The following is a 22,720-nucleotide window of genomic DNA, read 5'->3' on the forward strand; positions in this document are numbered from 1 at the left end:
TTTCAATCAACACCGGCTACAGCCAGACACTAAACCGTGTGCCCGTTCTCAGCACGTTGACCGTCAATCGCCATTGGTGTGCAACCGCGATCTCCCGGCAGATCGCGAGGCCGAGGCCTGCCCCATCGTATTGGGAATCCGGCGCTCGCCAGAATCGATCAAAGAGGAACGGCAGATGTTCCAGCCGGATACCGGGCCCTTCGTCCTCGACCCGGATCGACGCTTCCTCGATCGTCAGGACGACCACGCCGCTCACCGGTGAAACGTTGATCGCGTTTTCGACGAGATTCTTTAGGAGAACGAAGAGCGCGCTGCGATCCGCCCATACGTTCGGCTGCGCGTCGCTCGCTTCCACATGGAGCGTCACCTGCTTCGAATTGGCCTTGCCGTCCAAATAGTCGACGACTTCCCGCGCGACTTCGACGCTGCTGACCTGATCGAAGCTGTAGTTCTGTGCTTCGCTGACTTCGGCCAAGTGCAGCAGTTGCCTGACATGACGAGCCATCAAGTCGATCTCGCGAAGCAAGAGCTCCTTTTGCCTGATTTCCGGCTGCAACTCGATCTGCCCTCTTACCAGCGTCAGCGGCGTCTGCAACTCGTGCGCGGCCGCGGCAAGGAACTGTTGCTGAACGATGAAGCCGTTTTCGAGTCTGGTCAGTGCTTCGTTGAAGGCGTCGATGAGCGGCTTGATTTCGCTCGGAATGCCTCTCGTCGAAAGCCGCGTTTTCAAGTTGCGCGGCTCGATTTGTGTCGCCGCGCTCGACGCCTCTCGCAACGGCCTCAGCACGTGGCGAATCGTGAGCGGCAGCGTCAGCCCGAAAATGATCGTCGCAATGAGGAGCACGGACCGCGCCGTACCCGGAATCGGCTCGAGCTTTGAAATGACGAGCACATCGACGAATTGCTTGCTCGTCGCAAGCTGCACGTAGAAATGAGCCTCTCCTCTCGATACAAGTTGGGTGGCGACCGCGTATTCTTTGCCTTCGATCGTCGCATGCACAATCGTGCCCGCCGCTCGAGCCGGCCCTTCCTTCAACCATGGACCATCGTCCCTGACAGCGGCGGACGACAGCAGTGGGTGCCCCGACGCATCCAGCACGCGGTACTTCACCTCGTTAGGTAACAGCCGGAGGACCAACGCTATGCGATCGTTGAGCTGTACCGAAACGGGCCGGCCCGCGTTGTCGAATTTCAATCCGGCCGCGATATGGCGGGTGATTTCCGTCTGCATCCGCCGCCCGAAGACCTCCGGGTAATGATCCAGGACATAGATTGCCAGGGCGGAAAGCAAGGCCAAGCTGATCGCGAACGCCGCGACGTTCGTCACCCATAGTCGCGTCGAAAGGCTCCGGACCCACTGACTGAGCATGATGGCTTTTTTGCGCGTCTTGGCGGCAGCATGCGTGCGGTGACGAACCGGCTTCACGCTTCCCTCAGCGTGAAGCCGGCCCCGCGTATATTTGTGAGCCGCGTCGTTGCACCGATCGACGCCAGCTTTTTGCGCAGGCGGTGCACCGTCACTTCGAGTGCATTCGGCGTCACCGCTTCGCCCAGGCCCCAGGCTGCGTGCTCGAGTATCGAGTGCCGCACGGTCCGGCCCGCCGCCTCTATGAGGCATAGCATGACTTGGAGTTCGGCAGGCGCGAGCAGGATTGTTCGGCCGTCACAGCTCATCGCGCGTTGCAGAGGATCCACCGTGATGTCGGCGAACGATGCGATGAGCGTAGCAAGTACAGCGGGCCGGCGCATCAGCGTGCGCACGCGTGCAACGAGCTCGCTCATTTCGAACGGCTTGGTCACGTAATCGTCCGCGCCGCTCTCGAGTCCGTCGATGCGGTCATGCAGCGCATCGCGCGCAGTCAGCATCAGGCATGGTGTCATTCGTCCCGCCGCGCGCAACGTCCGCAACAACGCGAGACCATCTCCATCCGGCAGGCCGCGGTCGATGATCAGCGCCGCGTAGTCCGCACGGTGCAGGCCGTAAGTCGCTTCCCCAACATTGCCGAACAGATCGGCCTCGATCCCTGCTCCGGCCAAGGCCTGGCGCAACATGCCGGCGAGGCGCTCGTGGTCTTCGATGATGGCAACTCGGGGCATGACGGTACGCTCATTTGAACTGATACATATAGCCGATCCGGGCCTCCGGAATGAATCGCTTCCCGACCAGCGGGCTATCGGTAATGCCGCTGCCGAGATGCGACACGCCGACGTCCAGGATGATCTTCTGATGTCGAGTCAGTGCATAGCCGACGCGGCTTCCGACCGATACGTTCCAGGTCGACGTCCCGTTGTAGGCGGGGCGGCCCGACCGCACTTCCGATTGCCGGACGCCGTAATAGTAATCGACGTATTTGCTGCCCAGCCATTCCACCCCTACGTGCGGCTCGATCGCAAAGCTCCCGAACGCGAAGGTCTTTCCATAGTCGATTTTCGCTCGCTCACCCTTATTTCCTCCGAGAAGAAAGTTGCCCGACAGCGTGCCGAAGCTCGTGTTCCATGCGAGCGCCGGCCCGTACCAAAATGCGCCGTTACGGTTTTGCATGCCGTTCAGGATCGGCGCATCGGAGCCCTTGTATCCGTCGAAAAGCGCGAACTGCCCGCGCAATGCGACGCTGACGCCGCGCCAACTCCCGATTTTCAAATCGATCGTCGTGCCGAGAACGTGCACCCATTTGTCGTCGAAGTAGAGTAACGGAATGGGCGATACCTTGCTGCCATACCCCTTGTACGGCGACTGCTCGATGCCGACTCCCGCGCCAAGGCCCCAATGTGTCACATTCGTGGCGTTGTTCAAGATCGCCAAACCGGTACCGTCGGCTTCGGGCTGGCCGGCGCCTTCACCGTCAGCCCACGCCGGGGCCGACAATGACAGCAAACAAACGAAGAGCAACAATGATTGGCGTTCGCGGCCGCGCGATTTTTTCACGATCATTTTCCTGGGAGGGCGGTGGACAAAACGACGCCGAATGTAAAGCCGATCGACTTACCGCTCACTTACCGGCCAAAAAAGTGTCCCGGCCGCCACGCGGCGATCGGCGGCAACAGGCGAAGTGGCGCACTCGACAAGCGACGCGCGCACTGTTCACGAACGACGTCCATCGACTACAGTGACGTCTGGTATTTCGAAACCGGAGAAAACGGCGATGAATCGAGCAGATCGCAAAGCCCGTGCCGAAATCCGCATCGGAGTCGGCGGCTGGACGTACGAACCATGGCGCGGGCCGTTTTACCCGGAGGGACTTGCGCAAAAGCGCGAGCTTGAATTCGCGAGCCGCAAGCTGACGTCCATAGAAATCAACGGTACCTTCTACGGCACGCAGAAGCCCGAGACGTTTGCGAAGTGGCACGACGAAACGCCCGACGACTTCGTGTTTGCGGTCAAAGCGCCGCGCTTCGCCACTCATCGGCGCGTGCTCGGCGAAGCCGGCGATTCGATCGAGCGTTTCCTCTCGAGTGGCGTGATGGGGTTGAAGAAGAAGCTCGGCCCGATCAATTGGCAGTTTGCCCCGACGAAGCAATTCGATGCCGACGATTTCGACGCATTCCTGCGACTGCTGCCCGATCGTGTCGACGGTCAACCGGTTCGTCATGCGGTCGAAGTGCGGCATCCGAGTTTTCGCAGCGCCGAGTTCGTCGCGCTGGCCCGCGAGCATGGCGTGGCCGTGGTGGTGGCGGGCGACAGCAAGTATCCGCAGATCGCCGATCTGACGGCGCCTTTCGTCTACGCGCGAATCATGGGGACGCGAGAATCCGAGCGCTGTGGATACTCGGAGAGCGAGCTTGACCTTTGGGCCGACCATATACGGCACTGGGCGTCCGGCAGCGCGCCGACGGGGCTCGAAACCGTCGCCGAACCGAACGAAGCGCATCGAGCGAAGAAGTCGGCAAGGGATGTCTACCTTTACGTGATCAGCGGCTTCAAAGCACACAATCCGTTGGCGAGCATGGCGCTCATCGAGCGCGTCGGCCGAACCGTTGCGAGCGGCAGTGAGTGAGCAGCAAGAATCGACAGGGCGTTCGCCTGCTCAACTCAGGTATTGTCCCGCACGCTTCTTCAATACGGCGGTGAACTCGTCGAGCAAGCCGATCGAGAGCCGCCAGCTCTGCCAGTAAAGGTCGATATCGAGGTGCCGGCCCGGTAGCAATTCGATGAGATCGCCGGCCGCGAGCGGCGCGGCAATCGTCTGCGCCGGACACATTCCCCAGCCAAGACCCGCCATGCAGGCGCGCAAAAAACCGCTGACGTGCGGCACCCAGTGCACGGGCGGATCCACTTGCGCGCGCGTGATGCGGCGCATGAAGCGCGTTTGCAATGCATCCTTCGCGTTGAAGACAACGCAAGGTGCGCGACGCAACGCTTCCCGGTTCACGCCGTCGGCGAAATACCGCTCGAAAAACGTCGGCGCACAGACGGCCCGATAGCGCATCGTGCCGAGCCGCGTCGAGCGACAGCCCTGTACCGGCTCGGCCTGCGTCGTCACGGCGCCTTGCACGCTGCCATCGCGAATGCGCTGCGCCGTGTAGTCCTGATCGTCGATCACGATATCCAGCAGCACCTGTCGATCGACGCAGAACGCCGATGCCGCATCGACGAACCAGCTGCCGACACTGTCGTCGTTCACGGCGACACGCAGCGTCGGCCAGACGTCGGCGAGCGCGGCGCCGCCCGGCATCAGCGGCATGCGTCCCGACAGCTCCGCCTCGAGCAAGCGGACGCGCTCCGTATGGCGACACAGCAGCGCACCCGAAGCGGTGGCCACGCAGGGCTGACCCCGTTTCACGAGCACGCTGCCGATGCGCTCCTCGAGCAGCTTGACGCGCTGTGAAATCGCGGAAGGGGTGACGTTGAGTTCGCTCGCGGCGCGATCGAACGAGCCATGTCGGACGACGGCGGCAAGCGCATCGAGCAGAGCGTAGTCGAACATTAGCGATTCTTAATCCCGTTTAAGAAAATTAGCTTCTCTTACGATGGCACGAGACGGCAGACTACGCGCATTCGCATCGTTCGTCCATCGCTTACCGCATCGCATCGCTCGCTCTCATGAACTGGACCGCTTTCTCGCACGGCGCCGCCCTTTCGGCGTCATTGATCGTCACCATCGGCGCGCAGAACGCGTTCGTGCTGCGCCAGGGGATCATGCGCTCGCATATCGGCAAGATCGTGGCGATTTGCAGTCTCTCCGACTTCATCCTGATCGCTGCCGGCGTCGGCGGCGCGTCGGCGCTTGCCGCCCGCTATCCGCGGTTCGTCGAGTTCGTCCTTTATGCGGGCCTCGCCTATCTCGCGTGGTTCGGGCTCTCGGCGTTGCGGCGTGCGTTGCGATCGGGGCATGCGGTCATGGACGTCGACGGATCGCAAACGCGCGGCAACGCGGCTCCGGGGGCCCGCCAGACGGCGTGGTCCGTCGTGCTGATGACACTTGCATTCACGTGGCTCAATCCACACGTCTATGTCGACGTCGTCCTGCTGATCGGCACGGCGGGTGCGCGTGAGCCACAGGGAGCGCGAGAATCGTTCGCGCTCGGGGCAATGGTGGTGAGTCCGATCTGGTTCGCCGGCCTCGGATATGGTGCGCAGTTGCTTGCGCCGTTGTTTCGCAAGGCGACGGCGTGGCGGCTGCTGGACGGCGCGATCGGCAGCATGGTGTTGCTCGTGGCGGCCGCACAGTTGCGTTGACGATCGCCGCCCGCTTCGATCGTGCGATCAGAGGGCATCGGCCCCGGAAGCTTTCAACTAGCCTTCACTTGAAAGCCGCGTCCCGCGTGGTATATATGTGGCCGCGCAGCGACATGCATTGCGCAGACAGTCGTCTTTATTCCGGGGGGCGCGGTCATGAAAATCGTGGGCTATTGTGCGCTTTGGGCGGTCGCCCTTGCGCTATTGATCGCCATGTGTGCGATCTTGCGCGACAGCATCATCAGGCACGACATCAGCGTGCGGGGCCAGGCGCCCGACAGCGGCGTTCGGTCGACCGTAACCGCCGCCGCGCCGAGCATTTCCACGAAGCAGTAAGCGACTTCTTCTGGGATTGCGCCCAACCGCCGACGTCAAACCGCACCGACGATCGTATCGCCATCAACGCGGACGCGTTGGCCAACGGCGAGGTTGGGCTGCTGGTGATAGGTCATCGTGCGGACGGAGCCGTCCCCCATTCGCACGCTGACTTCGTAGTCCGTCTCGCTTCGCAAGTGTTGTTCGACGACGTTACCGGCAACGCCACCGCCCAACGCACCGATGATCGTCGCGGCGGTACGTCCGTTGCCGCGCCCGATCTGGTTGCCAAGCAACCCGCCCGCTACGGCGCCTCCGACCGCACCTATACCTGTACCGTGACCCTGCTGCGTGACAGGCGTGATCGCCTCCACCGTTCCCACGTTGCGGTCGACCGCGGCCTGCTGCTGACCCTCGCCCATATAACGAGGCTCGGCGCGCGCAGGGCGAGTCGCGACTCGCGGACGCGTCGGCGCACGCGACTCGACCTGGACGGCGCCTTGTTGGACCGGCAGAGCCGCGGGTGCCGAAGCAGATGCAGCCTGGGCGATAACCGCTTGAGCCGAAGGATTGTCGTTGCCGTGCGCTTTCGGCAGGATGCCGGTCATTGCGGCCACTGCAACGGCACTGGCGACGATGACGGCGCCGGCCGCCGTCGCCACGAGAGGATGAATACGGTTGGATTGTTGCGTTGTCGTTTCCATTGCGATCTCCAAGCGGTGGTACATCTTTATCGTTGGATCGCAGTGTGCGTCAGCAAAGGATCGGAATCTTTATCGAGTTGTAACGCCGTGTGTTTTCCGCATGGTGACGCCGACGAGTGAATTCGCGCGGTCTCTGCCGAAGGTCGGCCGTCAGTGCGACCGGCGCCTGATCGTCAACCGCGGCTACCTCGCGATACGCGGCGCTTTTCATCGCATCTTTTACGAGTGGTTACAAGCGACGGCTTTGGCGTTCCCGACAGCCTTGATCGCCGCAGCGCGCGCAGGTCTGCCACTCGCTCATGCCGGCGGCAGTCGATCAGCCACGAGACGGCTCAAATAGCGATAGTCGCGCAGCAGTGCGCTATGCCCCTTCCCCCAAGCCGATAAAAAGCGGAACAGATGCGGCCCCGACGACACCGCTTTTTTGGCACCCCAGACGAAACCCAGGAACTCATACGAGAGCGCCCGAAGCGGCCTGGGATTCGCGATTACCGCGTCGAAGAGATTGACGTAGATGTGCGAGCTTTGATGCTCGACGCCGTAGCTCACGTGCTCATGGTCGTGCACGGCGCGCGCACCGGGCTCGAACAGCAGCTTCACCCCGCTGCTGCGCCATAGCGCTCCCATGAAACGGTCATCAGATGTTCGGATACCCTCGTTCCATGGCTTCGCAAGTGCAAGCTTGCGTGCGTAGACGAAAAACGCGCCAATCAGGAAATCGGGAGACTCGCCGGGACGCGCGGCCCGTCCATATCCGATCGAACGCATGACGACGGGGCTGCTCCAGGAGTCGCCCCACTGGACGCTTCCAGCAACGACGCGATGGCCCGAGGCAGCCTCGTAAGCCTCGAAAAGCCGTTGAATCGCATCGGGCTCGACACGGATATCGTCATCGACATTGACGATGAGGTCGGTATCGGCAGAGCGCGCGCAGAAATTCCGCGCAGCGGCGACGTTCTTGCCGTCGTGAAAGCGAAGTTTGACGAAGTCGTGCTGGCTGCAGACTTCGACGACTTTCGCTTGCAAATCTCGATCGGGAGTCGAATCGCAGACGACGACGTCAAATGGCATCCGCGATCGTGCGACCGATAGCGCTGCCAGACAGCGCTGCAACTTCTCAGGGCGATTGCGTGTGGGAATCACCACGCTGACGGTCGTCATACCTTCCTCCACGGTCGTTGAATCGATTGCCCCAACATCCGCGTCACCTTAACCCGTACAAAAAGCCACAAAAATATCCGAATCGGCGAACTTGCCCATCGCTAACCAAGCACGCGGCCAGCCCGGGCAATGGCCATGGGTCTGATTTTGTGGGCGTGTTGTCCGTCTGTCTGCAATGACAGCCAGTATCAGCGTCTTTCGGCATCAGGAAAGGAGGGTGTAACTTGAGCAAGCGTAAGGGCGCGGTGTCTCACCACGATAGAGAAGTCGCCGAGCTTCGAGCGGATCGTGAATTGGCCGTCGAATATTTGAAGGCGGCGATGGAAGGACTTGACGACCCTGACGAACGCGGCGGCGCGCTGCTAGCGCTGCGTGCGATTGCCGAAGCCTATGGCGGCCTCGGGGCGGTTGCGGCACACGCGGGGATAAGCCGGGAAACACTTTACCGAACGCTTTCGCCGAAAGGTAACCCGACATTGAAGACCCTGATTGCCGTATTGAAGACGGTCGGAATGAGGCTTTCCGTGGAGCCGGACCACGCCACAACATAGCCTGTGCGTCCGCGTTGACAGTTCACCCCCCCGCCACCCCCTGCGTATTGACATAAAGCGCATAGACCGACTGACACGAAGCCATGAACAACCGATTGCGCTTGAGCCCGCCGAAGCAGAGATTCGCGCAGCGCTCGGGCAGCGCGATACGCCCGATCAGCTTGCCCCGCGGCGATACGATCATCACGCCGTCGAGCTCGTCGCTACCCATCCCCCACCCGCACCAGAGATTGCCGTGGATGTCACAGCGCAATCCGTCGATCGTGCCGGCGCCCGCATCGAGAAATACTTGGCCGTTGGAGATTGTCTTCCCATCGGGCGCCACGTCGTAAACCAGTATCTTGCGATTCGGCTTGCCACGCGATTCGATGATGTATAGCTGACTCTCGTCCTGCGAAAAGCAAAGCCCGTTGGGCCCCAACACGTCGCCCGCTACGACACTGGCCTCCCCCGTCGCCGAATCGACGCGGTAGACGTTTTGCGGCAATTGCGGCTCAGCCTTGTGCCCTTCGTAGTGCCCGAGAATTCCGAACGGTGGATCGGTGAACCAGATCGACCCGTCCGACTTCACCACGACGTCGTTCGGCGAATTCAACGGCTTGCCGTCAAAGCTATCGAGAACGACGGTGATCGACCCGTCATACTCGGTCCGCGTCACGCGCCGGCCACCATGCTCGCATGTTACGAGGCGCCCCTGGCGATCGCGCGTATTGCCGTTCGCAAAATTGGAAGGACTCCTGAATAAGCTCACCGCACCGGTTTCTTCCTCCCACTTCATGATGCGGTTATTCGGAATGTCGCTCCAGAGCAGATAACGTCCGTCACCGAACCAAACCGGACCTTCGCACCAGCGAAAACCCGTTGCGATGCGCTCGACCGCCGCGGCGGGCAGCCTGAACTGCTCGAATTCGGGATCGAGCACCTGAACCCGCGGATCGGGATAACGCTCGCTCTGTTGCCACATCGGATCAAGCCCTCGCTTATTGAAAACCCATCGCCGGCACAGGTTACCGCCCGCTCCGCTTGCGGCTCACTATAAAAGTCGATACGATCGACGTCAATATTATCGATAATCTTGTTGACAATGCCATGAGCAAATCGGTGAAAGACGCTGGGCTCAAGAAGGGGTTGACGAGCTATGGCGACGAGGGCTTCTCGCTCTTCTTGCGTAAAGCGTTCATCAAGGGGGCCGGCTACACGGACGATGCGCTCTCGCGCCCGATCGTCGCGATTGCCAACACGGGCAGCGCGTATAACCCGTGCCACGGCAATGCGCCGCAGCTCATCGAAGCCATCAAGCGCGGCGTGATGCTGGCGGGTGGCTTGCCTGTCGAATTCCCGACGATCTCGATTGCGGAGAGCTTCTCTCATCCGACGAGCATGTATCTGCGCAATTTGATGTCGATCGATACCGAGGAAATGATTCGCGCGCAGCCGATGGACGCGGTCGTGCTCATCGGCGGTTGCGACAAGACGGTGCCAGCGCAGCTGATGGGCGCGGCGGCGGCGGGCGTACCGGCCATTCAGCTCGTCACCGGAGCGATGCTGACAGGCTCGCATCGCGGCGAACGGGTTGGCGCGTGTACTGATTGCCGTCGCTTCTGGGCGCGCTTTCGCGGCGAGGAAATCGACGCGCGCGAAATCGAGGACGTGAACGACCAACTCGTCCCGACTGTCGGAACCTGTTCCGTGATGGGCACGGCCAGCACGATGGCCTGCATCGCGGAGACGCTAGGCATCATGTTGCCGGGCGGCGCAAGCGCACCCGCCGTGACGGCTGACCGCATCCGCATCGCCGAGCGCACCGGCGCGACAGCCGTCGCGATGATCGAAAGGAAGCTGACGCCCGAGCGAATTCTCACGCCCGATGCGTTCGAGAATGCATTGCGCGTGCTCCTGGCCGTCGGCGGCTCGACGAACGGCATCATTCACCTGACGGCGATCGCAGGGCGCCTCGGCATCGAGATCGACCTCGACGAAGTGGACCGGATGGCACGGGAGACGCCCGTGCTCGTCGATCTGAAGCCGTCCGGCGAGCACTACATGGAGGACCTGCATAAAGCGGGCGGTTTGACGACCGTGCTGCGCGAGCTGAAACCTCTTCTCAAGCTCGATGCGTTGACCGTAACGGGGCGTACGCTCGGCGAAGAGCTCGAGGCCGCGCCGGCGTGCTTTGCGCAACGCGTCGTGCGCCCCTTCGATCGGCCGATCTATCCGCAAGGCGGGATCGCGGTGCTGCGCGGCAATCTCGCGCCGGGCGGCGCGATCATCAAGCAATCGGCCGCGAACCCGGCACTGATGGAGCACGAGGGACGCGCCGTCGTCTTCGAGAACGCCGAAGATCTGGCGCGCCGCATCGACGATCCGGCGCTCGATGTGGAAGCCGACGATGTGTTGGTCCTCAAGAACATCGGGCCCGTCGGCGCGCCTGGCATGCCCGAAGCGGGGTACATACCGATCCCGAAGAAGCTCGCGAAGCTTGGTGTGAAGGACATGGTGCGCATCTCGGATGGCCGCATGAGCGGGACTGCCGCCGGCACGATCGTGCTGCACGTGACGCCGGAATCAGCGATCGGCGGCCCGCTCGCGCTCGTGCAATCGGGCGACAGGATCCGGCTCAGCGTCTCCCGCCGCTCGATCGAGATGCTCGTCGACGATGCCGAGTTGCGGCGCCGCGCCGAAGAGGCATCGCCGTATGTCGTCGCACCTGACGAGCGCGGCTATCGCAAGTTGTTTCTGACGTCGATATTGCAAGCGGACAAAGGTTGCGACTTCGACTTCCTGCGGGCGCCTGAAACGACCGCAAAGGTACCGAGGCCACGCGGGTGAGATCAGCGAACCGCCCGAGAACCATGGACAGCCCTCCCATCCCTGCGCGATCAAATCGTTCGACGAGCGCGGCCTCGGACCCAGCCGCAGTACGCGATCGCGATGTCGCATCGAACATCGAACGCGTCTCCAACCTTCTTGAGGAAGAGATCGTGCTCGGCGTGCTGCATCCACGCGAACGGCTCGTCGAAGACGACCTGTGCGAACGTTTCACGCTGAAGCGGCACGTCGTGCGCCAGGTGCTCGTCGAACTCGAGCGACGCGGCCTCGTCGATCGGCGCAAGAATGTCGGTGCGCTCGTCAAGTCGTACTCGCCGCGCGAAGTGCACGAGTTGTACGCCGTGCGTGAGATCCTCGAAGCAAATGCGGCCGCGCGCATTGCGCTGCCGGTTTCGCCCGAGCGACTCCGTGAGCTCACTGATATCCAGGGTGCACACGATGCGGCCGCGATGGCTGGCGACTCTCGCGCTCTGTTCCGCGCGAACATTGCGTTTCATCGTGCATTGTTTGCGCTGTGTGACAACGCAGCGCTGACGGAAGCGATCGGCGAATATGCACGCCGCACCCATGCAATTCGTTCGGCGTCCTTATTGTTTCCTCACTACGTTGAGAGGGCGGGCTCCGAACATCATCAAATGCTCGAAGCGCTCGTGTCGCGGGATCGGCAAGCGCTTGTCGAGTTATGCCGAAACCATCTGGCGCCGTCCCGCGACGCCTACATCGATGCCTACGTGCGCCGCTTCGGCGCATCGGAAACCATGACGCCCACATAACGTCCGACATGCGATGCGGATCGGTTCATACTATTCCGATCCCGTGACTAAACACCGCAGCCGCATCAGCAACGATCATGAGCAAGACCCTGCCTCTGGCCGCACTGCATATCTTCGTCGAAGTCGGAAAGCTCGGCAGCATGAAGCGCGCGGCCGAGGCGCTATACGTTTCCCCTGGCGCGATCAGCCAACAGATAAAGAATCTCGAAGATCGGCTGGCGGTTCGGCTCTTCACGCGCACGAACCGCGAAGTCGAGCTGACGGACGCCGGCCGCGCGCTGTTCGATCGACTCTCGCCCGTCTTCGAGGAAGTCGAGGAAATCTGGTCGAACGCACCGGGCATGAGCCGTCATCTCACGCGCTTGACGGTCAGCACCACGGCGTCTTTCGCGAGCGCCTGGCTCGTTCCGCGACTCGGGCAATTCAAGGCGCTGCACCCCGATATCGAGGTGGAGATCGATAGCAGCCAACGCGTGCTTGACCTTCGCCGCGAGTACGTCGATGTCGCCATCCGGCATGGCCTGGGTGACTACCCCGGGCATGACGCCGTCAAAATATGGGCCCCCGAAATGATCCCGGTGTGCAGCCCTGCCCTTCTTTCACCGGATAAACCAATCACACAGCCCGAGCATTGCCTCGCCTACCCGCTTTTGCAGGACATCGATCGCGCGGACTGGGTGCTCTGGCTCAAAGCGCATGGCATCGACGACAAGCGAGCGCAGCGCGGCACGAGTTTCAGCGACGAGTCCCTGCTCGTCAAAGCCGCGATCGCAGGGCAAGGGATCGCGCTCGTGCGCGACATTTACGCCCGAGACGAAATCGCGGCGGGCCAGCTCGTTCGCGCGCTGAACCTGCCGTGGCCCACACAATTCGCCTACTACGTCGTTTCCAGCTCGCAACGAAAGAACGAGTGGAGAATCGCGGCCTTTCGCGACTGGGTCCGCAAGGAAATGGACAAGGACTCGCTCGAGGTGCCGATCAGTTCTGCTTCCCCAGGCCGAGCACTCGCGGCAAGCCGCTGAGCTTGCCCGAGGCGAGCGCTGTCCCCAGCAGAATGACGAGGCAGCCAAGCCCCGCTTGCGGCGTGATCGTTTCATGAAGGAATACCGCACCCCATACTACGCCGAAGACCGGAATCAAAAATGTCACCGACGCAGCGTACTGCGCGCCAGCGTTTCGGATAAGGGCGAAGTAGAGAAGATACGCGATCGCGGTACAGAGCACACCCAGCAGAACCACCGCTACCCAATTGATGGTATGGATCGGCGTATGCGGCCAAAGCACGAGCGCCGCGGGCGCAAGCACGACCGCCGCCAACGCCTGGCTTCCGAATGCCGAAACGAACGGGCGAACGCCGCCCAGCTTTCGCCTCGAGTAATTGGCAGCGAAACCGTACGAGAGCGCACCGAGCACGGCCGACGCCACTGCGATCAGCGCGTCCTCGCCGCCTGCTCCGACGGCATCCCACGCGAGAACCACGACGCCGGCAAAGCCGGTCAGCAATCCCAAGACCTGCATGCGCTTGAGCGGCGCGCCGAACCAGAGGAACCCGATGACAGCGGTCCACAAAGGCGTCGTGGCGTTGAGAATGGAATCGACTCCGGCGGACACGTAGAGCGCGGCGTAGGTTAAAAGACAAAACGGCAAGGCAGAGTTCGTTATTCCGACGACGAAGAGCGGGCCGACATTGCTCTTGAACTCGGCACGTGCGGCGGCAGTGCGCATGACAGGCAACAGCAGTATCGCCGCGATGCCGACGCGCAGCGCGATCAACGGCACGACCCCGAAATCGGGCGCGCCCATTCGCAGGAACAGAAAAGAGGCTCCCCATATGGCAGCCAGGACGATCAGTTGAACAGCGTTCATGTTGGCTTTGCTCGGTGATTTCAATTCCGCGGGCGACGCACGAGCGTCTCGGTCCGCTCCGTAACCCACAGTTTGTCAACGGACCGCCACGCTCGACAAACGAAGTTTTGCTATGTCATGTTTAGAGAAACTGCATTGACGCCGCTCGCCGGGTCACGTTTCGCCGGCGAGTCGTCCCTTTCGGGTGCCTATGACATTGAGCCGGGCAAGCCACCCGCCTCCGTACACGCCTGGAGTTGGGACCGACTGATCGGCGATGTTGGCCTACTGCTGGAACAAGGCCGTATAACGGCGCTGCATTTCCTCCGGCGTAAGCGCTTCTATCTGGCCCCCGAGCAGCCACTCGTGTCCGAACGGATCCCGAATGGTACCGGAACGCTCGCCATAGAAATGATTCTCCAGCGGACGGATGACGGACGCACCCTCGCGGACGGCGCGCTCGAATACTTCGTCCACATCGGCGACATGGAGATGAACCGCGAAGCTGGTTCACCCAGAAGGCGCAGGTCCAAGCAGCCCATCTTCGGGAAACTCGTCGGAGAGCATGATCGTTGCAGGCCCAATCTTGACTTCGGCGTGTCCGATGCGCCCGCTGGGCTCGGTCAGGCGAAAGAGCTCCACCCCGCCGAACGCGCGTGAATAAAAGTCGATTGCTTGCGCTGCTCCACGAACGCGCAAGTAAGGAAAAGCGTCGTGTATTTCACTCATCGTCGTCTCCGTCCAATCGCCGTTTTGAACCGGGCCTTCGTATGCGTGCCTCACCGCGTGCGCGATGACTGCGGCGAGACGCGCTCGTCGAGATGCCCCCGGGCTACTGAATGCGATGTCCGCGACCCGAGGCGTTCCCGTCACGCATTGTGGTTCTAGCAAAATCATCCGAACTGGATCTTTAGGATAAGCCCGTTTTCTCCGACAATACGTTCAAGCAAGTTCAAGCCGATAACCTTCACTTCAGCCAGCGCGCGGAACCGATATGTACATCCCAGCCGATTTCAACGAACCTCGCACAGACATTCTGCACGAACGGATGGTGCAAAATCCTTTCGGCACGCTGATCACGCATGGGAAGAGCGGGCTCGACGCAAACCACATTCCCTTCGAACTGGCAGCCGATGAAGGCGAGCTGGGCGTGCTGCGCGCGCATGTCGCGCGGGCAAATCCCGTATGGCAGGATGTCGCGAACGGCGACGAGGTGCTCGTTATCTTTCAGGCGGGAGATGCCTATATCTCGCCCAACTGGTATCCGAGCAAGCACGAGCTCCACAAGCAGGTGCCGACTTGGAACTACATGGTCGTCCACGCATACGGGCGCATTACCGTTCGCGACGACGAGAAGTTCGTGCGCGGCGTGGTCGCGCGGCTGACCCGCAAGCACGAAGCATCGCAACCCGAGCCCTGGAAAATGGCGGACGCGCCGGCGGACTACATCGATACCTTGCTCAAAGCCATCGTCGGTCTGCAGGTCGACATCACTAGACTGGTCGGTAAGAGCAAGCTCGGCCAAAACAAGGAAGTGCGCGATATTCGCGGTGCTGGCGAAGCGCTGAGGGCGAGCGGCAACGCACGAATCGGCGACGCGATGCTTGCCGAAGCGGCCAAGAAGTCCAAATAGCGCCATCGGATTCGGCCAAATGGCTCGGCGAGACGCCGCGCAACTGTCTATGGCGAATCGCGCCCAGCCATAGACAATCCCGAAGATGGTCTTCCCGATAGGCTCAACTCGCGCGTAATGCCGTCGCGATCGGCAGCCGCGCGGCCCGAATCGCGGGCAGCATCCCGCCCAGCATGCCAACCGTGCAGGCGACGAACACGCCGGAGACGAATAGCGAAGCGGTCACGGTCAGGTGAAACACAACCTGTGTAAACCCCGCGCCCAGCGTATTGACCGTGTTGCCATCGAAGAATACCCACGCCGCCGCCGAACCGATCGCGCTGCCGATCAATGCAAGCAGCAGCGATTCCACAATTACTGAAACGACGATCGGCAACCCGCCGAAGCCGATCGCGCGCAACGTGGCGATCTCGCGCGTACGAGTCGAGACGGCCGTGTACATGGTATTGACCGCGCCGAAACAGGCACCGAGCGCCATGATGCCGCCGACGAAGTAGGCAAGCAGGTTCAGGAGCTTCGCCAGATTGCGCGACTGCGCCGCGTAGTATTCGGTTTCGCGCTCGACACTGACTTTCAGCGTCGGATCCGTGGTCAAAGCAGCCTTGAAACGATCGAACGCCTGCGGCGACTCGAGCAGCAGCGACACCGACTGAAAGAGGTTGCGCCGGTACGCCGACAACACGGTCTCGACGTCGCCCTGCAATTCCGACTCATGCGCATCGCCGCCGCTTTCGAAGATGCCGACGACGGTCCATTCGGAATCGCGAAACGCGATATGGCTGCCGAGCTCCAATCCCTTGAATTGAGCCAAGGCCGATTTACCGACGATGATCTCGCGCACGGCCGGCCGGAACATCCGGCCTGCTATGAGATGCACCTCGGGCCGCAGCTTCATCGCGTTCGCGCCGATTCCGCGTAGAGTCACGTTCGCGTCGACGCCATCCTTCTTCTGCGGCAAGGCGACGATGACGACCGCTTCCGCCGATGCGATCGGCCGGCCCGCTTCGTCCTTGCGCACGCCGGGCGCGTCCATGATCGTTTGCGTGTTCTCGCGCGAGATGGTGCTCGCCAGCTCGGCCTCGGAGCCGGCGCGCAGCACGATCGCGCGATCGAGGCGGGCGGTGCCCTTCACGGTCTTCGTGAAGCCCTGTGCCATCGCGAGCACCGACACCATGACCGCGACGGTCACGGCAATCCCGATGACGATGACCCAGGCCGTGCCAATGCGCTGCGGCAGGCTGCGCAGATTCATGGCTGTCACGGCGACAATCTGCTTGATCATGAGCGCAACGCCTCCACGATGACGAGCCGCTTCGCGCGCCAGGCCGGAATGACACCCGTGGCAGCGGCGAGCACGGCGGCGATGACGACGCCTTCGATAATGACGGCGACCGGCATCTTGACGACGCCGAGCGTATCCCTCAGCAGCGGGAACAGCAGGTTGGCGATCGCAAGCCCGAGTAGCGCCGCGACAATGCAAAGCACGAGCGCCTGCAGCAGCACAAGAACGAGCACGCGTGTATCGCTGAATCCGAGCGTTTTCAGCACGGCGAGCTCGGGCACCTGCTCGCGAACCGCCTGCATTGCCGTACTGCCGACCGCGAACAGCAGCGCGAAGAAGACGGCAAAAAGGATGTAGGTGACAATCAGGCTGATATCGGCGATCTGCTTGAGGAAGGACTGCTGGAACTCCTTCTCCGTCTGCGTTTTCGTTTCGTTCGGCGAATTGGCGAAGAGCTTGTCGATCGTTGCAGCGATCTGCGCCGATTGGCGAGGATCCTTCAACTGCACGACGTACCATCCGACGGTGCCCTTGCCAAAGCTGCGCGCCTCGTCGAAATATTTGTAATTGAAAAACAGACCATCTTCGCGCGTGCGGTTCGACGGCTCCTCGTAAATGCCGACGATGTCGAAGTCCCAATCGGAGTTGCCGTCGGACGCCTTGACCCAGATCGTCGAATGCAGCGGAATGTGATCGCCGATCTTCCAGCCATATTTCCTGGCAAGCCCCGCCCCCACGACGGCGCCCGCGCGGGTATGCTCGAGCGCGGCGATCTGCTCTTTGGGAATGACGACCTCGGGGTGCGCCGCAAATTCGCGTTCGGGCTCGACCGGAAATGCGGCAATCAGGTTTTTCGGATCCTGGTAGTACGGCCCGAACCACGACTCATGCGAAACGATGGCAACCCCTGGGAGCGATTCGATCTGCGACATATACGAGTACGGCAGGCTCTCGGTCAGCGAGATCCTGTTCGTGACGATGAGACGGTTGACGTTCGATCGCTCGATCGTTTCCTGAAACGCCGCATTGATACCTTGCAGCATCCCGAAGAGCAGAAACGCAATGACGATCGAAAACAGCGTGAGCCACGTGCGCAGCTTCTTGCGCCAAAGCATCGCCCACATCAGGGGAACGAATTTCATCGCGCCGCTCCTCGTGTCACGCCTCGGTCCTGACGGGCTCTTCGACAAGCCTGCCCTTGTCGAGATGCAGCGTATGCGTCGCGAAATCGGCTGCTTTCTGGTCGTGCGTGACCATCACGATCGATTTGCCGTAATCCCGGTTCAGCACCTGCAGTAAATGGAGGATCTCATCGGCCGTGGCCCGATCGAGATCGCCGGTCGGCTCGTCGCAAACGAGCAGCTTGGGATCCGAAACGAGCGCACGCGCAATCGCGACGCGTTGCGCCTGCCCGCCGGAAAGCTCGGCCGGCTTGTGTTTCATGCGGTCCTCGAGCCCGACCACCGACAGCGCGACTTGCACGTTGCGCTTGCGTTCCTGGCGATTCAACGACGTGAGCAGCAGCGGCAACTCGACGTTACGCTCGGCGCTCAGCATCGGCATCAAGTTGTAGAACTGGAAGACGAATCCGACGTTGTTCGCGCGCCAGCGCGCAAGCCGGCTGCCTCTCAGTCGATCGATCCGCTCGCCCGCCACGACGACTTCGCCCGAGCTTGGATGATCGATGCCCCCGATCATATTGAGCACGGTTGTCTTGCCCGACCCGGACGGCCCCATCAATGCAACGAAGTCCCCTTCGTCGACCTCGAGATTCAGGTGGTGCAGGACCTCGACGGTCTGCTTGCCCCGCGTATAGGTTTTGACGACGTTCTGCAGAGAAACGATTGCGCTCATGAGTGCTCCTCGTTGAGGTGTTCGAGCGGTCCCGCATCCTGATTGAAGCTAGTGCCCTGCGCAAATTCGGAACGAACTTAGCGCTTAGCGCTCCACGACCTTCACGTGCACGCCGTCGGCAAGCTTCGAGAAATCGCCGATAGCGACGCGCTCGCCGGGCGCCAGTCCCGACAACACCGCCTGGCCGTCGTCGTTGCGCGCGCCCAGCTTGACTACGCGCCGCTCTACCGTGTCGTCGTGCAGCACGAACACGACACCGGCGTTCTGCCCCGCATCGGCGCTTTGCCGTACAGCTTCGGGCGGCAACACGACGCCCGCCTCCGAGGCGCCGCCGGCCGACTTGCCGGCTTCGCCGAGAAACGATACGCGCGCGCCCATCTCGGGAAGAATACGCGAATCGCGCGACTTGAAACCGACGCGCACTTTCACCGTCGCCTTGCTCCGATCGGCTGTGGGTATCACGGCGATCACATATGCCGGAATCTGCCAATCAGGATAGGCGTTCAGTTTTAATACGGCGGGCTCGTTCGCATGAACGCGACCGATGAAGTTTTCGCTTACGTCGACCTCGACTTCGAGCGAATCCATGTCGACGAGCGTGCAAATGCCCGTGCGCGTAAAGCCGCCGCCGGCCGACAACGGCGAGACGATTTCGCCCGGCTGCGCGTTCTTCGTCGTGACGACCCCCGTAAAAGGCGCACGAACGATGGTGTCGTCTTCTTCGCGCTGCGCGACCGCGAGCGCTGCCCGGCGCACGGCCAGGTTGCCCTGCGCCACCGCCAAGTCCGTTTGCTTCGCATCGTAGTCGGCTTTGCTCGAATCGAGCGCCTCCTTGCTGATCACGCCCGCCGCGGCGAGCTGCTGATTCCGTCGATAAATCGGCGCGATGTCGTCGGCGGCCGCCTTCGCCTGTGCAAGCGTCGCTTCCGCTTGCGTGACGCCGGCCTTCGCCTGCAAAAGCGCCGCCGCCGCGTTCGTGTCGTCGAGCTTCGCCACGATCTCGTTTTCCTTGACGTGCTGGCCCTCTTCGATGAAGACCTGATCGAGCTTGCCGGTGATTTTGGCCGACACGGTCGCCTGCCGGCGTGCCACGACGTAGCCCGATGCGTCGAGGATCGATGCGCCCGCCGTGCCGGTGCCCGTCGAGACGGGCCGCGCGATCGCGACTTTCACCTGCGGTACGCCGGAGCGAAGCCAGACGAGCGAGCCGGCCCCGCCCACGATCAGCAAAGCGATGATTCCAGCCACCCACCACCGGCGGCGAAGCCCCGTTCGTTCAGGCGCACGCTGGTCGCGATCGATGCGCAATTGCCGCAGCAAGTCCGACTTGTCGGTCATGTTGGCTTCCGGTCGAATAGTCGTTTGTGTACCTTCCGTATCTTCCATGCTTCCTATTGCCGCGGCGGTGGTTCCAGCGACCGTAGCGCGCTGCCGTCCGCGCCCCTCTCCCAATCGCCGCCGAGCGCGAGAAAGAGCGCGGCGGTGTCTTGATAGCGCGCCGCCAGCGCCTGCACGTAGGCGATGCGCGATCGATCGTACTGCTGCTGCGCAACGAGCAGATCGAGATCGTTGGCCCCGCCGAGGCCGAACCGCTGCTCGATCAGATGGAGGCTGTCGGCGGCGGCGAGCTGCGCACGGTATTGCGCGTTGAGCGTTTCGGCGTCGTTGTCGAGCGCGCGCAGCGTGTCGGCAACGTTCTTGAAGGCGAGCAGCACCGTCTGCCGGTATTGGGCGAGCGATTGGTCGTAGAGCGCGATGGCCGCGCGCCGCTTCGCATTCAATGCGCCGCCTTGAAACAGCGGTTGCGCGAGGTTGCCTGCGAGAGAAAACACCGAATTCGACAGCAGCGATCCGAGCGACTGCGCCGAGTCCCCATAGCTCGCGGAGAGGCCGAATTGCGGCAACATGTTGGCCGTCGCGACGCCGATTTGAGCGCTTGCCTGATGCAGTTGCGCCTGCGCGCGGCGAATGTCCGGCCGTTGTCGCACGATGTCGGAGGGCAGCATCACGGGTATGTCGCGTGGCAGGGTCAGCGATGCGAGGTCGAACCCTGTTTCGCCGTATTCGGCCGGCGGCTTGCCGAGATAGACGGCCAACTGGCTGCGCGCCATCGCCAGTTGCTGCCGCAAGGGCGGCAACGTGGCCTCGAGCGTCGCAAGATTCGATTCGGCCGAGAGGACGTCGGAGCGCGCCGCGCCGCCGAGCTCGAATTGCTTGCGGCTCAGATCGACTTGATGCTGTGCCGATGCGATGAGTCCGTCCGTCGCATCGATCTGCGCGCGCAGCGACGCTTCAAGGAGCGCCGTGGTCACGACGTTGGCTGCCAGCGTCTGATAAGTCGCCTGCAGCTCTTCCCGCTGAGCGTCGCGCGCGCCCTCTTGCGCTTCGATGCCACGCCGCACGCCGCCGAATACGTCGAAGTTGTACGACAGATTGACCGATGCGTTGTAGAGGGTGAAGACGAAACTGCCCGCTTGCGGAAAACCTTCGGTCGCGCCGTTTATCTTCTGCCGGGTCGCGTTGAAGCTGCCGCTCAACGACGGAAAGAGCGCGCCCCGTTGCGCGACGACTTGCTGCTCGGCGGCGCGCAACGCAGCTTGCGCCGATGCGACGTTCGGACTGTTGCGCAACGCCTCCTCGACGAGACGGTCGAGCTCGGGCGAGCCATAAGCCGTCCACCAACGCGAGTCGAGGCCGATGTCGGGCCTGAACGCCTGCGCTTCGCCGCCGGGCACGGGAGTGGCTCGCGTTTCCTTAGGAAGCGGCTCTTCGGTGACGGCACGCGCGAAAGGCGGCGCCGGTGTCTTGAAGTCTGGCCCGACCGCGCACGCCGTGAGAAGCGCCGCGATGGCAAACGCCGATCCCGTTCGGTACGGCCATGCCCGGCCACGGCCCTCGGCCGGCGTCAGGCACGATTCGCAACGCTCGCTTTCGTTGTTATCCATATCCGAGGTCGAAAGAGCTATTCAACGTCTGCCCCTTGTGAAGGTGACGACTGAAATGCGGCACCGAGTATAACGCGCCTTTCAATGACGCAACGCGACGGACCGATTGCGGGAACAGGCCTTGCTGGACATGAACACGGGGGTAAGGGGCACGTGTTGGAACCGCGCAAAAGCAGGGATACGATTGTTGTAGGTACATCGTCTGGCGGTGTCGACGCACTATGTGCGATCGCCAAGCGGCTACCGGCGAATTTGCCCGCCGCGGTGCTGGTCGTTCTGCATATCGGCAGCAACGACAGCATCCTGCCGTCGATGCTCCAGAAGGCGGGCCCGTTGCGCGCCGACCACGCCCGCGACGGCGAGCCGCTCGAGCCCGGAAGAATCTATGTGGCACCGCCGGATCGGCATCTGGTCGTCACCGACGGTGTGGCAAAAACGGTTCGGGGTCCGAAGGAAAACTTCGCCCGGCCGGCTATCGATCCACTATTTAGAAGTGCGGCCGTGGCAAGAGGCGCGCGTGTCATCGCGGCGATCCTGACTGGCCAGCTCGACGACGGCACGGCGGGCTTCGCCGCCGTGCGAGCGTGCGGTGGGCTCACGATCGCGCAAGACCCGGCCGATGCATTCGCGCCCGAGATGCCTCGCAACGCGATGCGCTACACGCCGCCGGATTACATTCTGGCGGCGAACGAAATCGGAGCGATGCTCGGCGCGCTGGCCGGCAGCCCGGTACCGGAATCCGTCCCTCCCTGTCCGGCTGGGCTTGTTGCGGAAAACCATGCGATCCTCGCACCCGAATCGATCGAAAAAATGCCGGAGAAAGTCGCTCAGCCTTCATCGCTGACCTGTCCCGAATGCGGCGGAACGTTATGGCGAATGGACGAAGCCGGGCCTCCGCGTTACCGCTGCCATACCGGGCATGCGTTCAGCCTCGAAAGCCTCGGTGCCGCGACGGATCAAGTCGTCGAAGGCGCGATCTCGGAGGCGCTGCGTGCATTGCATGAAAAGAGTGCACAAAGCAAGCTTCGCGCCGCGTATCATAGTCGTTTAGGTGAGACCGTTGACGCCGAACGCCGCCTCAGCGAGGCGCGCCGTGCCGAAGCATCGGCACGAGCGCTCGAGAAGCTTCTGCGCGGCGAGGAGTGAGTTGC

22 protein-coding genes and 1 pseudogene are annotated in these 22,720 nt (G+C 62.3%); 9 read left to right on the plus strand and 14 right to left on the minus strand.

Features of this window, described 5'->3' with window-relative positions:
* Positions 1-16 precede the first annotated feature (16 nt).
* Genes C9I57_RS02215 through C9I57_RS02225 form a run of 3 tightly spaced genes read right to left on the minus strand, consistent with a single transcriptional unit; the run spans position 17 to position 2,932 of the window.
* Complete coding sequence (locus C9I57_RS02215) at positions 17-1,426, minus strand: sensor histidine kinase (RefSeq protein WP_308835384.1); 1,410 nt, start codon at positions 1,424-1,426, stop codon at positions 17-19.
* Entirely contained in the window at positions 1,423-2,097 is a 675-nt protein-coding gene (locus C9I57_RS02220; RefSeq protein WP_107148992.1) for a response regulator transcription factor, read from the minus strand. Before C9I57_RS02220 ends, C9I57_RS02215 begins: the two co-directional genes overlap by 4 nt.
* Positions 2,098-2,107: 10 nt before the next feature.
* A complete protein-coding gene (locus C9I57_RS02225) occupies positions 2,108-2,932 on the minus strand; it encodes a MipA/OmpV family protein (protein WP_107148993.1) in 825 nt (274 codons plus the stop codon).
* A gap of 211 nt (positions 2,933-3,143) precedes the next feature.
* Between C9I57_RS02225 and C9I57_RS02230 the strand changes: the two genes are divergently transcribed.
* Positions 3,144-3,995, plus strand: a complete 852-nt coding sequence (locus C9I57_RS02230; protein WP_107148994.1) for a DUF72 domain-containing protein — start codon at positions 3,144-3,146, stop codon at positions 3,993-3,995.
* 30 nt (positions 3,996-4,025) lie between these two features.
* On the opposite strand, the gene C9I57_RS02235 is transcribed toward C9I57_RS02230, so the two are convergent.
* Positions 4,026-4,925 carry a LysR family transcriptional regulator ArgP gene (locus C9I57_RS02235; RefSeq protein ID WP_107148995.1) on the minus strand — a complete coding sequence of 300 codons (900 nt, stop codon included), beginning with the start codon at positions 4,923-4,925 and terminating at the stop codon, positions 4,026-4,028.
* Between the two features lie 116 nt (positions 4,926-5,041).
* Between C9I57_RS02235 and C9I57_RS02240 the strand changes: the two genes are divergently transcribed.
* Positions 5,042-5,677 carry a LysE/ArgO family amino acid transporter gene (locus C9I57_RS02240; protein WP_107148996.1) on the plus strand — a complete coding sequence of 212 codons (636 nt, stop codon included), beginning with the start codon at positions 5,042-5,044 and terminating at the stop codon, positions 5,675-5,677.
* A gap of 156 nt (positions 5,678-5,833) precedes the next feature.
* Entirely contained in the window at positions 5,834-6,013 is a 180-nt protein-coding gene (locus tag C9I57_RS02245) for a hypothetical protein (protein ID WP_107148997.1), read from the plus strand.
* A gap of 35 nt (positions 6,014-6,048) precedes the next feature.
* On the opposite strand, the gene C9I57_RS02250 is transcribed toward C9I57_RS02245, so the two are convergent.
* Positions 6,049-6,696 carry a glycine zipper 2TM domain-containing protein gene (locus C9I57_RS02250; protein WP_181321693.1) on the minus strand — a complete coding sequence of 216 codons (648 nt, stop codon included), beginning with the start codon at positions 6,694-6,696 and terminating at the stop codon, positions 6,049-6,051.
* A 297-nt stretch (positions 6,697-6,993) separates the two neighbouring features.
* A complete protein-coding gene (locus C9I57_RS02260) occupies positions 6,994-7,857 on the minus strand; it encodes a glycosyltransferase family 2 protein (protein ID WP_107149000.1) in 864 nt (287 codons plus the stop codon).
* Between the two features lie 224 nt (positions 7,858-8,081).
* On the opposite strand from C9I57_RS02260, the gene C9I57_RS02265 reads away from it, so the two are divergent.
* Positions 8,082-8,408, plus strand: a complete 327-nt coding sequence (locus C9I57_RS02265) for a helix-turn-helix domain-containing transcriptional regulator (RefSeq protein ID WP_107149001.1) — start codon at positions 8,082-8,084, stop codon at positions 8,406-8,408.
* Between the two features lie 22 nt (positions 8,409-8,430).
* On the opposite strand, the gene C9I57_RS02270 is transcribed toward C9I57_RS02265, so the two are convergent.
* Complete coding sequence (locus C9I57_RS02270) at positions 8,431-9,372, minus strand: SMP-30/gluconolactonase/LRE family protein (protein ID WP_107149002.1); 942 nt, start codon at positions 9,370-9,372, stop codon at positions 8,431-8,433.
* 125 nt (positions 9,373-9,497) lie between these two features.
* Here C9I57_RS02270 and C9I57_RS02275 point away from each other — a divergent pair, with 125 nt between their 5' ends.
* From C9I57_RS02275 to gcvA, 3 genes are all read left to right on the plus strand, one after another.
* Positions 9,498-11,237: an IlvD/Edd family dehydratase gene (locus C9I57_RS02275; RefSeq protein WP_107149003.1), complete on the plus strand. Its 1,740-nt coding sequence runs from the start codon at positions 9,498-9,500 to the stop codon at positions 11,235-11,237.
* Positions 11,238-11,260: 23 nt separating this feature from the next.
* The gene (locus C9I57_RS02280) at positions 11,261-12,010 is read left to right on the plus strand and encodes a GntR family transcriptional regulator (protein ID WP_258187455.1); all 750 of its coding nucleotides are present in this window, start codon (positions 11,261-11,263) and stop codon (positions 12,008-12,010) included.
* A gap of 77 nt (positions 12,011-12,087) precedes the next feature.
* Positions 12,088-13,032 (plus strand): transcriptional regulator GcvA, encoded by a 945-nt coding sequence (gene gcvA, locus C9I57_RS02285; protein ID WP_107149004.1) that lies wholly within the window; start codon positions 12,088-12,090, stop codon positions 13,030-13,032.
* Here the strand turns inward: gcvA and C9I57_RS02290 are convergent.
* Together C9I57_RS02290 and C9I57_RS02295 are read right to left on the minus strand one after the other, a co-directional pair.
* Positions 12,989-13,876, minus strand: a complete 888-nt coding sequence (locus C9I57_RS02290; RefSeq protein ID WP_107149005.1) for a DMT family transporter — start codon at positions 13,874-13,876, stop codon at positions 12,989-12,991. The two genes, gcvA and C9I57_RS02290, sit on opposite strands and share 44 nt — an antisense overlap.
* A 264-nt stretch (positions 13,877-14,140) precedes the next feature.
* Positions 14,141-14,584 (minus strand): annotated as a pseudogene (locus tag C9I57_RS02295) (VOC family protein).
* Positions 14,585-14,849: 265 nt separating this feature from the next.
* Here C9I57_RS02295 and C9I57_RS02300 point away from each other — a divergent pair.
* Entirely contained in the window at positions 14,850-15,488 is a 639-nt protein-coding gene (locus C9I57_RS02300; RefSeq protein WP_107149006.1) for an FMN-binding negative transcriptional regulator, read from the plus strand.
* A gap of 103 nt (positions 15,489-15,591) precedes the next feature.
* Here C9I57_RS02300 and C9I57_RS02305 read toward each other — a convergent pair whose 3' ends face one another.
* From C9I57_RS02305 to C9I57_RS02325, 5 genes are all read right to left on the minus strand, one after another.
* Positions 15,592-16,770, minus strand: a complete 1,179-nt coding sequence (locus tag C9I57_RS02305; RefSeq protein WP_107149007.1) for an ABC transporter permease — start codon at positions 16,768-16,770, stop codon at positions 15,592-15,594.
* Positions 16,767-17,912, minus strand: a complete 1,146-nt coding sequence (locus C9I57_RS02310) for an ABC transporter permease (RefSeq protein WP_107149008.1) — start codon at positions 17,910-17,912, stop codon at positions 16,767-16,769. Before C9I57_RS02310 ends, C9I57_RS02305 begins: the two co-directional genes overlap by 4 nt.
* A gap of 16 nt (positions 17,913-17,928) precedes the next feature.
* Positions 17,929-18,624 (minus strand): ABC transporter ATP-binding protein, encoded by a 696-nt coding sequence (locus C9I57_RS02315; RefSeq protein ID WP_107149009.1) that lies wholly within the window; start codon positions 18,622-18,624, stop codon positions 17,929-17,931.
* An 84-nt stretch (positions 18,625-18,708) separates the two neighbouring features.
* A complete protein-coding gene (locus C9I57_RS02320; protein ID WP_107149254.1) occupies positions 18,709-19,962 on the minus strand; it encodes an efflux RND transporter periplasmic adaptor subunit in 1,254 nt (417 codons plus the stop codon).
* 53 nt (positions 19,963-20,015) lie between these two features.
* Positions 20,016-21,569, minus strand: a complete 1,554-nt coding sequence (locus tag C9I57_RS02325) for an efflux transporter outer membrane subunit (RefSeq protein WP_107149010.1) — start codon at positions 21,567-21,569, stop codon at positions 20,016-20,018.
* 156 nt (positions 21,570-21,725) lie between these two features.
* Between C9I57_RS02325 and C9I57_RS02330 the strand changes: the two genes are divergently transcribed.
* On the plus strand, positions 21,726-22,715 hold the full coding sequence (locus C9I57_RS02330; protein WP_258187456.1) for a chemotaxis protein CheB: 990 nt from the start codon (positions 21,726-21,728) through the stop codon (positions 22,713-22,715).
* Positions 22,716-22,720: the final 5 nt, after the last annotated feature.

The organism is Trinickia symbiotica (genome assembly GCF_003028655.1).
GTDB classification, from domain to species: domain Bacteria; phylum Pseudomonadota; class Gammaproteobacteria; order Burkholderiales; family Burkholderiaceae; genus Trinickia; species Trinickia symbiotica_A.

What these genes read in the sequence shown, in the direction of transcription:
- C9I57_RS02220 (WP_107148992.1), bottom strand. Translation starts at nt 2,097, where the DNA reads ATGCCCCGAGTTGCCATCATCGAAGACCACGAGCGCCTCGCCGGCATG.
- C9I57_RS02225 (WP_107148993.1), bottom strand. Translation starts at nt 2,932, where the DNA reads ATGATCGTGAAAAAATCGCGCGGCCGCGAACGCCAATCATTGTTGCTC.
- C9I57_RS02230 (WP_107148994.1), top strand. Translation starts at nt 3,144, where the DNA reads ATGAATCGAGCAGATCGCAAAGCCCGTGCCGAAATCCGCATCGGAGTC.
- C9I57_RS02235 (WP_107148995.1), bottom strand. Translation starts at nt 4,925, where the DNA reads ATGTTCGACTACGCTCTGCTCGATGCGCTTGCCGCCGTCGTCCGACAT.
- C9I57_RS02240 (WP_107148996.1), top strand. Translation starts at nt 5,042, where the DNA reads ATGAACTGGACCGCTTTCTCGCACGGCGCCGCCCTTTCGGCGTCATTG.
- C9I57_RS02245 (WP_107148997.1), top strand. Translation starts at nt 5,834, where the DNA reads ATGAAAATCGTGGGCTATTGTGCGCTTTGGGCGGTCGCCCTTGCGCTA.
- C9I57_RS02250 (WP_181321693.1), bottom strand. Translation starts at nt 6,696, where the DNA reads ATGGAAACGACAACGCAACAATCCAACCGTATTCATCCTCTCGTGGCG.
- C9I57_RS02260 (WP_107149000.1), bottom strand. Translation starts at nt 7,857, where the DNA reads ATGACGACCGTCAGCGTGGTGATTCCCACACGCAATCGCCCTGAGAAG.
- C9I57_RS02270 (WP_107149002.1), bottom strand. Translation starts at nt 9,372, where the DNA reads ATGTGGCAACAGAGCGAGCGTTATCCCGATCCGCGGGTTCAGGTGCTC.
- C9I57_RS02275 (WP_107149003.1), top strand. Translation starts at nt 9,498, where the DNA reads ATGAGCAAATCGGTGAAAGACGCTGGGCTCAAGAAGGGGTTGACGAGC.
- C9I57_RS02280 (WP_258187455.1), top strand. Translation starts at nt 11,261, where the DNA reads ATGGACAGCCCTCCCATCCCTGCGCGATCAAATCGTTCGACGAGCGCG.
- gcvA (WP_107149004.1), top strand. Translation starts at nt 12,088, where the DNA reads ATGAGCAAGACCCTGCCTCTGGCCGCACTGCATATCTTCGTCGAAGTC.
- C9I57_RS02290 (WP_107149005.1), bottom strand. Translation starts at nt 13,876, where the DNA reads ATGAACGCTGTTCAACTGATCGTCCTGGCTGCCATATGGGGAGCCTCT.
- C9I57_RS02300 (WP_107149006.1), top strand. Translation starts at nt 14,850, where the DNA reads ATGTACATCCCAGCCGATTTCAACGAACCTCGCACAGACATTCTGCAC.
- C9I57_RS02305 (WP_107149007.1), bottom strand. Translation starts at nt 16,770, where the DNA reads ATGATCAAGCAGATTGTCGCCGTGACAGCCATGAATCTGCGCAGCCTG.
- C9I57_RS02310 (WP_107149008.1), bottom strand. Translation starts at nt 17,912, where the DNA reads ATGAAATTCGTTCCCCTGATGTGGGCGATGCTTTGGCGCAAGAAGCTG.
- C9I57_RS02315 (WP_107149009.1), bottom strand. Translation starts at nt 18,624, where the DNA reads ATGAGCGCAATCGTTTCTCTGCAGAACGTCGTCAAAACCTATACGCGG.
- C9I57_RS02320 (WP_107149254.1), bottom strand. Translation starts at nt 19,962, where the DNA reads ATGACCGACAAGTCGGACTTGCTGCGGCAATTGCGCATCGATCGCGAC.
- C9I57_RS02325 (WP_107149010.1), bottom strand. Translation starts at nt 21,569, where the DNA reads ATGGATAACAACGAAAGCGAGCGTTGCGAATCGTGCCTGACGCCGGCC.